Annotated in this window: 8 protein-coding genes; 3 read left to right on the top strand and 5 right to left on the bottom strand. The window is 67.9% G+C overall.

The window, feature by feature from the left end; translation table 11 throughout:
* Positions 1–51: 51 nt before the first annotated feature.
* Positions 52–6,723, bottom strand: coding sequence for a LamG domain-containing protein (locus tag ACFFRH_RS15220; protein ID WP_386157075.1), 6,672 nt, complete (start codon positions 6,721–6,723; stop codon positions 52–54).
* Positions 6,724–7,280: 557 nt separating this feature from the next.
* Here ACFFRH_RS15220 and ACFFRH_RS15215 point away from each other — a divergent pair.
* Positions 7,281–7,499, top strand: a complete 219-nt coding sequence (locus tag ACFFRH_RS15215) for a hypothetical protein (protein ID WP_386157072.1) — start codon at positions 7,281–7,283, stop codon at positions 7,497–7,499.
* 192 nt (positions 7,500–7,691) lie between these two features.
* On the opposite strand, the gene ACFFRH_RS15210 is transcribed toward ACFFRH_RS15215, so the two are convergent.
* On the bottom strand, positions 7,692–8,126 hold the full coding sequence (locus ACFFRH_RS15210; protein WP_386157069.1) for a MarR family winged helix-turn-helix transcriptional regulator: 435 nt from the start codon (positions 8,124–8,126) through the stop codon (positions 7,692–7,694).
* A 95-nt stretch (positions 8,127–8,221) separates the two neighbouring features.
* Here ACFFRH_RS15210 and ACFFRH_RS15205 point away from each other — a divergent pair, with 95 nt between their 5' ends.
* Positions 8,222–9,097 (top strand): SDR family NAD(P)-dependent oxidoreductase, encoded by an 876-nt coding sequence (locus ACFFRH_RS15205; protein ID WP_386157066.1) that lies wholly within the window; start codon positions 8,222–8,224, stop codon positions 9,095–9,097.
* Between the two features lie 275 nt (positions 9,098–9,372).
* On the opposite strand, the gene ACFFRH_RS15200 is transcribed toward ACFFRH_RS15205, so the two are convergent.
* The 3 genes from ACFFRH_RS15200 to ACFFRH_RS15190 all read right to left on the bottom strand — a co-directional run bounded on the left by ACFFRH_RS15200 (position 9,373) and on the right by ACFFRH_RS15190 (position 12,841).
* Complete coding sequence (locus tag ACFFRH_RS15200; RefSeq protein WP_386157063.1) at positions 9,373–10,839, bottom strand: GMC oxidoreductase; 1,467 nt, start codon at positions 10,837–10,839, stop codon at positions 9,373–9,375.
* A 741-nt stretch (positions 10,840–11,580) separates the two neighbouring features.
* On the bottom strand, positions 11,581–12,168 hold the full coding sequence (locus tag ACFFRH_RS15195; protein WP_386157061.1) for a calcium-binding protein: 588 nt from the start codon (positions 12,166–12,168) through the stop codon (positions 11,581–11,583).
* Positions 12,169–12,511: 343 nt separating this feature from the next.
* Positions 12,512–12,841 carry a putative quinol monooxygenase gene (locus tag ACFFRH_RS15190; protein ID WP_386157058.1) on the bottom strand — a complete coding sequence of 110 codons (330 nt, stop codon included), beginning with the start codon at positions 12,839–12,841 and terminating at the stop codon, positions 12,512–12,514.
* Positions 12,842–13,095: 254 nt separating this feature from the next.
* On the opposite strand from ACFFRH_RS15190, the gene ACFFRH_RS15185 reads away from it, so the two are divergent.
* Positions 13,096–13,812 (top strand): YqjF family protein, encoded by a 717-nt coding sequence (locus ACFFRH_RS15185; protein ID WP_386157055.1) that lies wholly within the window; start codon positions 13,096–13,098, stop codon positions 13,810–13,812.
* The last annotated feature ends 30 nt before the right edge of the window (positions 13,813–13,842 follow it).

Raw genomic sequence — 13,842 nt, 5'->3', positions numbered from 1 at the left:
GCGCCGGGCGAGGTCGCCCGGCGCATAAGGTGGCTCGTCAATGACGGTGGGTCATGTCACGGTGAACATGAGTACGCCTGTCAGGGCTGTGTAGCCGTCGTTGTGGAGGTACCAGGCCGCGTAGGTTCCCGGGCCGGGCAGCTTGGTGGTGGGAATGGCGATGGTGCCGTCGGCTTCGGGGGCGTATTTCCAGTCGAGGGCCTCCACCTGCGAGGGCTTCTTGTCGACCGGATACAGGCCGATCCAGTTCTTGGTGCTGACGGTGCCGGGCGGGGTGGAGTACTGGACGGTGAGGTTCGTCCCCTGGGGGATGGACTTCGTGGTGCTGGTGAGGGTGCTCAGGGGCGTCGGTGCGGCGGGTGTGAGGGCGGGGGTGTCGGGGGGGAGGTTGTAGTAGGCCGCCAGGCGGCCCACGATGGTCTCGGCGTAGGGGACGAGGCTGGCGAAGTGTGTGGCCAGGGCGGTTTTGGCTGCCCTGCTCAGCGCGTTGAAGTCGCCGGTGGCGCCGGTCAGGTAGGGCTGGAGGCGGTGGATGAGCTCGTAGTCGCTGGTGATGCCGAGGGCGCCCATGGCTTGGGCCAGGGACGGGGTGGTGGTGGCGGTGTCCAGGACACGGCTGACGAAGGTGACGCGGTGCATGATTCGCCAGCAGGGGGGTTTGCGGTCGGATTGCTGGGCGCGCTTGAGTGCCAGCGCGTTGGGGTCCTTGCCGCGGTCCAGCCATTCGGGGTCGATGACCTTGCCGTAGAAGTCCTCGAAGTTGTCGGTGGTGGTGTCGAGGTAGAGGGTCATGAAGCGATAGGCGTCGACACGGCCGGGCACCAGGATCGGTTTGCCGTCGGCGTCAAACAGGGGAGTGTCGCCGTTGTGTTTTTGCAACTGGTTGCCGGGGGCGCAGGTGACGTCCAGGCTGAAGGTGCGGGTGGCGTCCTTGGACTTGCTGCGGGTGACGCTGTAGCCGGTGGTCGTGGTGGACTCGAAGCCGAACTTGGCGCCGACGTTGCCGATCGCGAAGCCCCCGACCTCGCTCCAGCCGATGGCGGCGGTGAAGGTGAAGGATCCGGTCGTGGTCTCGGTGACCTGGTCGGTGGTGCCGGTGGTCTCGGCGAAGAACCCGCCGGCGGCTGTCCACACGTAGGTGTTGACGATGTTGCGGCGTGAGGCGGCCCGGGTGGCCGCGCGTCCGGCCTCGGGGTTGCCGCCCTGGGTGACCTCTGCGCCGGTGCCGCCCATCATGCCGTTCAGCACCTTGGCCGCCTGGCCGTGGGTGGGGTCGGGGGCGTGGGTCTCGGTGGACACCGATTCGTAGAAGCCCTGGAGCTGCTGCTGTTCCCGCTGGATCCGCTTCTTGATCCGGTAGGCCTCCACCGGCCGGTAGTAGCTGAACTCGCCGCGTTCACCCTGGCCCGCCTTGGGGAAGTGCGGGTCGGGGAAGGAGCGCAGTCCTTGGGCCGTCTCGTGCTTGGCGTAGCCGACGACGCCGTCCAGGGTGCCCTGCTTGGTGTAGCGGGGGTTGATCGGGAAGGGGATCAGGTTCCAGTCGCGGGGGATGTCGGGGCTGGGCAGCATCCGGTAGGCGACCAGGGCGCCGCTGTGGACCAGACGCAGCGCGTACAGGTCGGCGGTCTCGGACTGCACCACGGCGAACCCTGTGTTGGCCGGCACCCAGCGTCGCCCGGCGGTGGGGTTGAGCTGCTTGGCCGGGTCGGGGTCCTCCCAGCCGCCGGTGACCTCTACCTTGCTGGTACGGGTGGTGTTGGTGCCTTGGGAGACCTTGGTCTCGTTGCTCCAGGTGTTGGCGTACTTGAGTTCGACGTTGAGCCCGAGATCCAAGGTGGCTTCGGCCAGGGGTTGTGCCGTACCGGCGCCCAGGGGTGCGGCGACGGTCCAGATGCTCTGGGCGGTCGCTATCTCGAATTTCACCTTCGCGGACGTGTCGATGCTGTTGTTCTTGTTCGACGACAGGGCGTTGACGACGTTGTCGGCCTGGACGAAGGCGACCGACGAGGCGCCCTTGTAGTTGTCGGCGGTGCCTGCGATGAGGTTCTCCGACGGGATCGGCGGAGCGCCTTCGATGTAGCCGATCAGCTGCGGGTCGAACTGGGCCTGGCCCACCCAGGTGGTGGTCAGCTCACCGACCTTGTACCCGGTGTTGAGTGCCCACGATTTGTCGGCCTGCAGGTAGGTGTAGGCCCGTTTCAGCACCCCGATGAGCGAGTCGTCGGTGAGGCGCTGGATGTCGCCGTACTCGGTGGCGGCCGGGGTGTGCGCGATCGAGGTGTGGAAGGCGGTGCGGATGCCGGTCAGCGCGGAGCGGATCTGGGCGGTGTCGGTGGAGATCGGGGCGGTGGACAGCACGATCTTGGGGGGCGGGCTCGACTGGTTCAGGTGGTGACCGCTCAGGCCGGCGTCCTTCACCGCCGCCCCGGCCACGGTGTCATCGGCGTCGAAGGGATAGTAGGCCAGCAGGTCTTGGCGGTCGCCGCGGATGCGGCCGAACATGTTGTCCAGGATCTGCTCCTGGGTGCGGGCGGTGCGCCACGCCCTGATCTCGTCCAGGTCGCCGGTGAACCCGTCGGCCACCACCGAGCGCGCGGAGGTGGGCCGCACCACGCTCGACGTCGTCGAGGTCGTCTTCTCCGAGGGGACGGGGCTGCCGTTGCGGTAGAAGGTGCACCGGTTTCCGTCGGGGTCGGGGGTGCGGACGCGGGTTACCGCGTGCAGCGTGGCCGGGTAGGAGCCGCACAAGTCCTTGGTCTGGGAGCCCTTGCTCTCGGGGAAGGTCCACCACGCGGTCAGGCCGGAGGCCTTGGTGGTGATCGGCACGCCGATCTGGTCGCCGTCCCTGACGACGGTCCAGATCCGCACCTCCGACAGCGCGCCCTTCAGACCGGACGCCGCCTTGCCCACCATCATCCGGCCCAGCTCGACCGGCGCGTCGTTGCCCACGGGCTTGGCACCGCTGTACCACTGCGAATCGCCGACCTTCTTGCCGTTGACGAAGAAGCAGATCTCCACTCTCTTCTCAAGGCCGGTGGGGTTCTTGCGGGTGACGGCGACCTTGTAGAAGGTGCTCGCAGACAGGACCGTGTCCGACTTGTAGACCTTCGCCGCGTCCGCGCCGGAGCCGGGCTCGAAGGTGAAGGCGAGGCGACCGTCGGTGTCCACATACAGGCAGTAGGGGACGGCGGTGTGGTTGCCGGCGCCGAGCGCGCCCTTGCCGACCAGCCCTTGCTTGGCGCCGATGGAGTCGAGCCTCACGGACGCCTCGATGGTCAGGTCGTCCACGATGTCCAGGCCGCCCGCGCCGCCGGCGTTCAGGTGGCCGGTGCCGTCCATCTGGATCGCCCAGCTTTGCTCGAACGACACCGCCAGATGCGCCCATTCGGCCAGGGGAAACACCTCGGAGCTGCGGAAGACCTGCTTGTTGATGTTCACGTTGATGGCGTATCCGCGCTCCCCGTTGGTCCGGGTGCCGTCCTGCACGCCCAGCGAGTACCACGTGTCGACGAGATCGGTATGAAGGATGGTGTCCATGCCGTCGACGAACGTCGGCTTGGCCCAGGCTTCGAGGGTCAGGTTCCCGGACGCGGCCAGGGCGGAGATGTTCGCCGTGCTCGTCAGTTCCAAACGGTGTTTTTGGGCGGCGTCGAAGGAGAACGCCCGTCCCGGTGCGTCACCGTGCCAGCGCGGCCCCAGCGGTTCGCTGAGATTCGACGCGGCCCCCGCGGGCACCGGCGCGGAGAGGGTCCCGGCGTAGGCGCTGACGAGCAGTGAGCCGTGGGCCGGAGACATGCCGGCCACGTTGCAGGAGGCCAGCGTGTAGTCGTAGGCCGCGATGCGGACCTTGGCACCCGTACCGGCGGTGAGGTTGCCGGTGGTGAGGGTGATCTGCGCCGACCCCGACTGCCCGCCCGCGACGGTGCGGCTGTCCCCGCCCACCGTGATGACCAAGCCCGCTCTCAGCGTGGTCGTCAGCGGCTCGGTCAGTGTCACGGTCTTGTCCTGGACCGACAGGACCGTCCCCAGGTCCGATCCTCGTGCCGAACCGTTCAGCACCGCGGCCAGCAGGTCGGCCTGGTCGGGTACCGAGGTGAACGTCTCGACCGTCGTACCCCGGCTCACCTCCACCTTGCACATGCCGGTCCCGGTCGCGGTCACCTTCACGTCGAAGTCGGCCAGTTTCATCGCGACGTCGCGGCCGGACAGGCGCAACGTGCCGCCCGTCACGGCGATCTCCTTGACGGCGGGGGAAATGGTGGTCGCGTAGTAGACGGCGAAGAACTGGCCCTCCCCGCCACGGAAGTACAGCGCCACCTCACCGGTGGAGCTGTCCAGCAGCGCGGGGGCGTGGGTCGTCCAGGCGAAGGACAACAGGGCACCCAGCACGGTGAGGCCCGAGCGGTCGATGCATACCTTGGGCATCGCCAAGGTCGCCTCGGCCGCACCGAGCAGCGCCCCGGTCAGCGTGGCCTGCGCGTTGAGAGCCGTCTCCAAGGCCGCCTTGTCCGCACCGATTCGCTTCTGAGCCTCCAATTGGCGGTCGGCTTCCGGACTCAGGACGGCCATCTCGGCGAAGAGTCTTCTCTCCCTCTCCCGGTGGCCGCCCCAGTCGCGGGCCGGACCGACGATGGTCCGGTTGAGTGTGTACAGGCTGATGGCGCCTCCGTCGTACAGCTCGTGATTGATCTGGGCCAACCGCGCCCTGGTGCTCACGAGCCGCTCCGCGAGCGCCTGGTCGTTGTAAAGCTGACCACGAGCCGCGGTGACGGCCTCCTGGGCGGCCCGCAGCTTGTCGTTGTCCTTGGTGGGGTCGGGCGTGCCGATCCAGGCCAGATCGATCACTCCCGGCGCCGTGGCCAGCTTCCCCTCCCGCGACAGTGCGAAGTCCAGGGTCGCGACGTAGGAGCGGCCGGCCGGCTCACCCGCCGGCGATGGCCCCGAGGTCGCGAAGGCCAGCAGTACCCGCGCCTGCCCCTTCTCCGGCGACGGCGTGCGACCGTATCCCGTCACCGACGGTTGCTGCTGGTAGTACAGGGTCGCGGTCAGACCGCAGGCCACCTTACGCCCGGTGATCGAGAACGACTGGCGGCTCACCCCCGGGCCGTCGAACAACGGTGCGTCCGAATCCGTCCACACCGGACCGGCCTCAAACGTGCCCTCGAACTTGTTCGCACCGCGGTCGTGCACCTTGGTGCCCGAGCCTTCGTCGAAGGGAAAGTAGGCATACAGCCCGGTCTCCGTGCCGGCCGGCCGTTGTCCCCGCGCCGAGAAATCACCGCGGGGAAGCGTCCAGATCCGCACCTCGTCGATATGCCCGTTGAAGGGATCGGCCTGCGCCGGACCCGAAACGACCCGTTTGCCGACCAGGAGCTGGGCGGTGACCTCGACTTTCGCGGTCGTGGCGAGGGTTCCCACCGGCACGCCGTCCAGGAACAGCTGCATCTGCGATCCGTCGAAGACCGCCGCCACATGCGAGTAGAGGCCCATCGGCACCGCCGAGGTGGAGGTGAGGCTCTGCGAGCCGTGGCCGAACAGCAGCTTGCCGTCGGCTTTCAGGCTCAGATGGACCGGCGTGGCCAAGCCGGTCGTGTCGGTACGGCCCACGATGAGGCCGGTGGTGGTGGCGATGGCGGGCTTGATCCAGGCCTCCATCGTGTACGGCCCCGCGGGCACCGCCGTGGCGACCTTCCCCAAGATCACCGGGGCGCCGGCCGTATTGTCGAACCGCAGCGCGGTTCCCCCCCGATTCTGCGGCGGGCGTACCGGCACCAGCAGTTTCCCGGTATGGGAGTCGATGCCCGGCGCCCGCTCCAGCACTGAGCCGGCGAATTTGGGGTCGGGACTGGTGTAGAGCTGAGTGCCGGCGACGTTGAACAACCCCTCGGGACTCTGCTCCAGGTTGTAGCTGTGCAGGAGACCGGCGTCGTCGGCGGTGAAGATCTGCCAGCGCGAAAACCCCGAAATCGCGGTCGGCAGCGACAACACCGAAAAGATCCCGCCGGTGAGCTTGCCCGCGAACGACAACTTCATGGTCGGCTCGAAGAACAGCCGCCCTTCCATGTCGCGCGTGCCCAGCGTGTCTCCGCCCGAAGCGGGGGCGACCCTGCTGCGGCTGCGCTGGTAGCGCACCTCCACGACCGGCTTGAGTTCGGCGCCGACCAGCACGAACCGGTCGCACAACAACACCGAGTCGGCCACGGCGACCTTGGCCCCGCCGACCAGGGTGTAGTCCTTGCGCGCCGAATCCCCCGACCACAGGCCCCCGGTCGTCTCATACACCGACCCCGAATCACCGGCCGCGACCGACTGCCGAAACACCAGGATGTGCCGCCCGTCCGAGAGCACCTGGATCGGGAAGGCAGAGGTCAGCCGAGCCGTCGTCGACAGGAACGGATCATCCTCTCCCGGCAGCAACTTCTCCGAGAACGACGCCTCCACCGAGCCGCGTTTCTTCACCGTCGGCATGACCGCCACCAACGGCGCCTCCGTGCTCACGTCGACGATTTCGGTGGGGAAGGACAGCAGTCCCGGATCGTTGTTCCAATAGGCCGCGTCCAGCGCTCCCCGCGCCCGGTCGGCCTGATCCAGGCTCAGCACGCTGTAGTAGATGCGTCGGTCGGCCCCCACCGCGAAGGCGACGACCATGCCGTCGTGGCGGACCATCGTCGTGGAGGTGTACTCGCGGTCCTTGTAGACCTTCACCAGGTTTTTGTCGTGCACGAAGCAAACTCCTGACCATTGCCGCCTGAGAAACACGTGAAGACATCCGCGCACCGCAAAACAAAACGTGATGCGGCCGGATTGAATGCATGCGCGAAAACACGCACGCGAAAGAATTAGATTTGCGCACCCGTCAAGGGTGCGTGCAACAACGGCTCAAATATCACACGTCGGCGCCGTGAGCCGACGTGTGCGACCCATGCCCGGCGGCGCTATAGAGCTTCTGCCCGATCACCTGGGCAGACAGGCGCCACCCCCCAGTTCCACTCCCTCTCTGCGTAGGACCGAGGTGCGTCTTAGGTGACAGCGATGCACATCCCGCCGATACCGCCCGCCCAACACGAACCATCACTAAGACATCACATGGCGCGGCAAATAACAACCAACAGTTTCGGTATGTTGCGCCGTTTTTCAGCTCGGCTGCGATTTCCGTATCATTGACTCGTGATCCTTGCAGTTTTCAACCGTCGCCAGAGATACGGCTCAGCCTTTTTTCTGTAAGGGAAACGGCCGATACATTGGCACATGCAGACTTATGTGAGCTTGCCGATGAGGGGATGGTCTACCACCACGACGGAGAGCATGTGGGCAGGGTGGGCGAGGAGGCGTTCCAGGATTACGCGCCGGACCTGGACCCGGATGACGCCGGATTCCGAGAGCTGGTGGAGTATTACCTCATCCTGGCGGGGCGGATCACGGGCCGGTTCCTTGACCGGGACTGGTTCGCGACGTCACGCGTCCTCCACCGCGTCCCCCGCGACGCTTGGCCGCGCTGAGCGAGCCTGCCTTCGCGCATCGCTGAAGAAGCTCCGCCGCTCGCCTCGCGCGCTGGGCGACAGCAGGCGGTGACGGCGGCCTCGGCGCCGACCAGGTTGGCCGGTGGTCCGGAACACGAATTTGACCGTTGGGCAGGATCTCACCGGTGGGCGGGTGGTCGAGGCCGGTTCTCGTTTTCGCGGCAGCGTGTGTCAGGTGCCGAGGCCCGCGTCGATGGCGTCGAGGAGTTTGGCCAGGTCCGCCAGTTGCCCGCTGTCCAGTGTCCCGAATATCTCGTGCAGGACGCGTTCGCCCGCCGCCGTACCGGCGGCCAGTGCTCTGGTGCCCTCGGGGGTGAGGCTGACGAGTTTGGAACGCCCGTCCTCGGGATCCGCTGCCCGTTCGATCAGTCCCTCGCGCTCCAGGGCCTCGACGGACTGGGTGACCGAGCGGGGGGCGTGACCGAGTTCTCGCGCCAGTGACGACTGGCGCATGGCACCGCGTCCGTCGAGCGCCCGCAGGACCTTCGTACGGGCCAGTGACAGTCCTCCCGCTGTCATGCCGTCGTCGACGACTTTGCGCAGGCGGTGGCCGAGCGACAGGTACCGCAGGCCGATCTCCGCGGGCGTCGCCGTCCGGTCCTTCATGGTCGTCTTCTCTCGTCGTCGCCCGATTGGTGAGGTACCTCATTGGAATGCTACCTTAATGAGGTACCTCACCATTGTCGTGAAGAGGAGAAGCAATGGACACCCGGCCCGTCATCGTGATGACCGGTGCGACGAACGGTCTGGGCCGCCTGGCCGCTCTCGACCTGGCCCGTACCGGCGTCCGCCTCGGCATCGTCGCCCGCAGCAGGAGCAAAGCGGACGCGCTGCGCCGGGAGGTCGAACAGGTCGCCCCCCGGACCTCGGTCGATGTCTTCCTCGCCGACCTGTCCCTGCTCGCCGATGTCCGGCGGTCCGCGGAGCGGATCGACGCGCACTACCCGCGCATCGACGTACTGGTCAACAACGCGGGCCTGCACGCCTTCTCCCAGCGGGTCACCTCCGAGGGATTCGCCGAGATGACCGCGGTGAACTACCTCGCCCCCTGGGCGCTCACCAACGCTCTGCGCGACAAGCTCACCGCCTCGGCCCCCTCCCGGATCGTCACGGTCGCCTCCCGGGCCTCACGCCGGGTCCGGACCATCGACCCGTTCAAGGACCTGACCGACACGGCGGGCTTCACCCGCCGCGAGTCGAGCCGGCTGTACGGCCGGACCAAGCTGATGGACATCATGTTCACCCAGGAACTCGGTCGACGGCTTGGGGGAACGGGCGTCGCGGTCACCTGCCTGTGCCCGGGCTTCAACACCACCGGGCTCGGGCGTGAACTCCCCCTCGCCCATACCCTGGAGAAGGTCCTCACCCGGCTGAACATCGGCGACCCCCGGCACGGCGCCGACATCATCGTGAGGCTCGCGACCGACCCCGCCTTCGCGGGCATCACGGGAGGCTACTTCGCCGCCAGGACCGCGAGGCCGTTGGAGTGCCCCGAGATCGGCCGCGACGAGGCGGTTCAGCGCGCGCTGTGGGACGCCACCGCCGACCTCCTCCACGACACCCGCCGACCCCGCTGAATGGTGTCGCCAGGCCGGGGAGGAATCCATGGAGCGGGCGGTCATCAGGCTCACCGCGCCGGGCGCGACGGCCTCGTCCCTGGGCCTGCCCGCGTCCCAGGCGCCATGTCGGTGGCGAGCGCGGGCAGGCGAGGTTCGACGGGGAGCCGTGACCCCGTGGTACGACGGGCCTGGCCTGACGCGACGTGACAGGCCTGACCGGTCTGATCTGTTTGACCGATCTGATCTGTTTGACCGGCCTGGTCTGTTTGACCGGCCGTCGCGTCGGACCGTCGTCACAGGTCGGTGGCTATGATCCTCTCGATGTTCCGTTCGGCGAGCGCCGTGATGGTGACGAACGGGTTGACGCTGGTGTTGCCGGGGATCAGCGAGCCGTCGATGACGTACAGGCCGGGGTAGGCGGTGAGGCGGCCGTAGTTGTCGGTGGCACTGTTCAGGACCGCGCCGCCGAGCGGGTGGTACGTGAGGTGGTCGCCCCAGATCTTGTATACGCCGAAGAGGTCGGTCCGGTATATCGTCCCCTCCTTGGCGTTGATCTTGTCGAAGATCGTCTTGGCCATGTCGATGGACGGCTGCTTCCAGGAGGTCTGCCAGTTCAGGTCGACCCTGCCCGTCGCGGCGTTCCAGGAGAACTGGGCGCGGTTGGGGTTCTTCGTGATCGACAGGTAGAACGAGGCGAAGGTCTCGATGCCGACGGGCAGCGGCGCGACCTCGGCGAACGCGCCACCGCTGGCCCAGTTGTCGATACCGGAACAGGGGATGGTCGACTGGAGGCTGCCGGTCGGGTCCCACAGGTGGTTGGCGCGGCCGCACATGACGTTGCCGTTGTCACCCCAGTTCCTGCCGATCTCGCCGTTCAGGTTGGGCAGCGCGCCGGTGGCCTTCAGCTTGACCAGCAGCTTGCTGGTGCCGACGCTGCCGGCGGCGAAGAACACCCTGTCCGCGGTCACGGTCTTGGTGGCCGTGATGTCCCCGCTCGTGTTGAGCTGCTCGATGACGACCGTGTAGCGGCCACCGGCCGCCGGGGCGACCGAGGTGACCCTGTGCAGCGGTGAGACGGTGACGTTGCCGGTGGCCCTGGCCAGGGCGATGTAGGTCTTCTGCAGCGACTTCTTGCCGTGGTTGTTGCCGTAGAGGATCTCACCGGCCAGCGCCGACCTGGTGGCGGTTCCGGCCGCCTCCTGCTTCATGTGGTTCCAGTCGTACACGTTGGGCACGAAGACGAACGGGAGACCGGAGCGCTGGGCGTGCTTCCTGCCGACCCGGCCGTACTGGTAGCAGGCGGTGGTGTCGAACCAGGCCTGGTCGATGGAGGTGACCCCGAGCCCGGCGTTGGCGCGCGGGTAGTAGGTGTCGTACATCTCGTCGGCGTTCACCGACGGGAGGACGGCGCCGAAGTTCTCGCGCCTGGGGGTGACGGCCATGCCGCCGTTGACCAGCGATCCGCCCCCGACACCGCGTCCCTGGTAGACCGTGATGCCGCCGAACTCCTCGGCGTCCAGGATCCCCGTGTAGCGGGTGATGTCCCTGTCGATCGGGAGGCCGAGGAAGTAGTTGAGGGGGGCCTTGGTCCTGGTACGCAGCCAGTACGAACGGTGGTCCGGCGAGGTCGTGGCGCAGAAGATCTTGCCGTCGGAGCCGGGGGTGTCCCAGGCCATGCCCATCTCGATCATGTGGACGTCGACGCCGGCCTGGGCGAGACGCAGGGCGGCGACGGAACCGCCGTATCCGGTGCCGATCACCAGGGCCGGGACGTGAGCGCCGTCGGCGATCGGAGCGGCTGCGGTGACAGTCTGCGCCTGGGCCGCCGTTGTGTGACCCGTGAGGGCGGTGATTCCCAGAATGGAACCAGTTCCAGTTAAGAATCCGCGACGTGACACGCCTGTTTGACCGGATTCAGCTGAGCCTTTATCGCTCATGTGATTTTCCTCACACTTGAGGGGTGGAACCAGTTCTATATGTTTCTGATGCGTTAATCCACCACGTGTCCGCGATTGATCTGTGTCCTGCGGGCTACCGGAAACTCCGGGCACGGTGCGGCTGGAAGGTCACCTTCGGTCGAGCCGGGATCCGCGCCCAGCCGGGCCGGTGCCTCGATCGGCTCCGGACTTCGGTTGAGGGACACGCGGCCCCTCGAAGGGACATGCGGGCCCCTTGAAGGGACACGCCCCTTGAAGGGACGCGCGGCGAGTGCCGCCCGGCGGCCCCTCGGCCGAGAGCCCGCCGGACTCCTCGGGACGGTCTGCCGTCGCGAGTCCCCACGGCATTCGGGCGTCATGACGGCAGCCGCCCCCGACAACCGCCCCCCGGCAGGCGTTCGCGGGGCGTCTGCCGGGGCGGCTGCCGTCCCTCGATGTTTCGCGGGGCGGACGGGTGCGTCGGCCGTCTCTCGATGTTCGAGGAGCGTACGGATGCGGCGACCGTCCCCCGGGGTTCGAGGGGTGTAACGGACGCGGCGGCCGTCCGCCCCGGTGTGCGGGACGTCAGCTCTCGCAGGACTCCCTGACCTCGGCGCTGCAGACGTCCCTGCCCGCGCCGCCGATGACGGAGTCGGAACCCGCGTTGCCTTCGAGGACGTCGTCGCCGTCGTTCCCGATGATGGTGTCGCCGCCGGTCTGGCCGGAGACGACGTCACGGCCCGAACCGCCGGAGAAGCCGTCCTTGCCGGCGCCCAGGAAGGCGCGCATGGTCAGAGGGGTGTTGTTTCGCAGGGTGTCGGCGCCGCCCTGGAGGCTGGCCTGGATGCTGGTGATCCCGGTGGCGGGGCAGCGCACCGTGTTGTCGTCGACGTTCTGACAGGTCCCTCCGGTGGAGAGCGTGTCGTTGGAGTTCTTGACGAGGAGCGAGCCCTCGACGTCGACGTCGATGCTGATGTTGTCGGACAGGTTTCCCGCGTTGACGGACAGCAGGCTTCCGGTCACGACCACGTTGGTACCGGCCAGCGCGGGCCCGGCGAAGGCGAGCGGCGGGGTGGCCATCAAGATCCCCACTGCCAGCATCCGCAGCCCGGCTCTGCGGATCACGCCCGGCCTCGACGGTTCGTACTTCGTGACGTTCCTCCGTGTACGCATGAATCCCCCGTGTGTTCGGTCGCCGGCCGCTTCTGGTGGTGACCGGCGGACGGGCTCCTGTGCCCGGGACGATTACATCCCGTGACCGTCCGCGATCTCGTGTCGCTGCGCGCGCGGTGGGAGAACTGTTTTACGGAGAGTTCTGAAAGCTAGACCGTTTTCGTGGCCGGGCACCCCGGTGCCCGGCCGATGTGCCCGTGACAGACGCGGCACCGGGGGCGAAGCCCGTTCTTCCGGGTTGAGCCCGGCTTTCCGGTGCCATTTCCGGGCCGGGGTCAGCTCCGGGCCGGGGTCAGTTCCAGGTCTGTGTCAGTTCCGGGCCGGGGTCGTTTCCAGGCCCGTGTCAGCTCTGGGCGGGTGTCAGTTCCGCCATCCGCGACCAGCCCTCACCAGGCACCTCGACGTTGATGATCTCCGGCGTGCTCGCGATCACCTCGGGCATCCAGGCCATCGCGGTCTTGAAGTGGTCCGAACCCACGTGCGCCGCACCCGCGGCGGACGAGGCGAACGCCTCCAGCAGGACGAACTGGCCGGGCGTCTCGACGCTCCTGGACCACTCGAAGAAGACGTTGCCCGGCTCGTCGCGGGTGGCCCGGGTGAAGTCGTCGACGAGCGAGAGCCACTCCTCGGCCCGCTCGGGACGGATGGTGAACTTGACGGCGATGAAGATCATGGGTTGGCCTCTTCAGCTCTGTTCCGGCTCTGGCGAGACGCCGGCTCCGCCGGAATCGCGGTCGTGCCGGAATCGCGGTTCTGTGGAAATCATGGCTTCGTCGTGGTTCCGTCGTGACTCTGCCGAGAATCAAGACGGATGCCCGCTCGCGGGTGTCGCGCGGGACGCCACCCGGTGCCATGGCCAAGATAAGTGGCGGACGCTCCACCCGGGCGCCGCCACCCGAGAAGCCGTCACCCGAGAAGGAGCGGATCATGCAGGCTCCGCCGTCCCCTCACCTCACCCGCCCGGTCATGTACCACCGCTGGTCGGAGATGACCTTCATGCACTGGCGGTACCCACCGGCCGCGATCCAGCGGCTGCTGCCACCCGGTCTCACGGCCGACACCTTCGACGGCACGGCCTGGGTCGGCCTCACCACCTTCCTGATGGAGGACGTGCGAGCGCCGGGCGTGCCCGCGCTGCCGTGGCTGTCGCGCTTTCCCGAGACGAACGTGCGCACGTACGTACGCGACGAGCGGGGACGGGACGGTGTGTGGTTCCTGTCGCTGGACGCCGGGCGCCTGCTCGCGGTACTCGGCGCGCGGGCCGGATACCGGTTGCCCTACTTCTGGTCCCGGATGGCCGTCCGCGCCGTCGGCGAGCGGCGCGGCTACCGCTGCCGCCGACGCCTGCCGGGGCCCGTGGGCGCGCGGTGCGACGCGGTCGTGGAGTTCGGCCCGCCGTTCGAGGAGTCGGAGCGCGACGAGCTGGCGCACTTCCTGACCGCCCGCTACCGGCTGTTCACCACGGTCGCGGGCAGGACGGCGACCGCCCAGATCGAGCACCCCGACTGGCCGCTGCGCCACGCCCGGCTGATCCATCTGGAGCAGGACCTGCTCCAGGCGGGAGGGCTCGACGCCCCGGATCGCGCTCCCGTGCTGCACGCCTCATCCGGGGTGCCGGTACGGATCGGGATGTGGGCCCGGTGACGTACGAGTCCTTTCCCCCGATCTGGATCC

It is taken from the genome of Streptosporangium vulgare, assembly GCF_042428775.1.
Classification (GTDB): Bacteria; Actinomycetota; Actinomycetes; order Streptosporangiales; family Streptosporangiaceae; genus Streptosporangium; species Streptosporangium vulgare.
The sequence above is the reverse complement of the archived record's forward strand: the minus strand, read 5'-3'. Positions and strand labels throughout refer to the sequence as shown.

What these genes read in the sequence shown, in the direction of transcription:
- ACFFRH_RS15215 (WP_386157072.1), top strand. Translation starts at nt 7,281, where the DNA reads ATGGTCTACCACCACGACGGAGAGCATGTGGGCAGGGTGGGCGAGGAG.
- ACFFRH_RS15210 (WP_386157069.1), bottom strand. Translation starts at nt 8,126, where the DNA reads ATGAAGGACCGGACGGCGACGCCCGCGGAGATCGGCCTGCGGTACCTG.
- ACFFRH_RS15205 (WP_386157066.1), top strand. Translation starts at nt 8,222, where the DNA reads ATGGACACCCGGCCCGTCATCGTGATGACCGGTGCGACGAACGGTCTG.
- ACFFRH_RS15195 (WP_386157061.1), bottom strand. Translation starts at nt 12,168, where the DNA reads ATGCGTACACGGAGGAACGTCACGAAGTACGAACCGTCGAGGCCGGGC.
- ACFFRH_RS15190 (WP_386157058.1), bottom strand. Translation starts at nt 12,841, where the DNA reads ATGATCTTCATCGCCGTCAAGTTCACCATCCGTCCCGAGCGGGCCGAG.
- ACFFRH_RS15185 (WP_386157055.1), top strand. Translation starts at nt 13,096, where the DNA reads ATGCAGGCTCCGCCGTCCCCTCACCTCACCCGCCCGGTCATGTACCAC.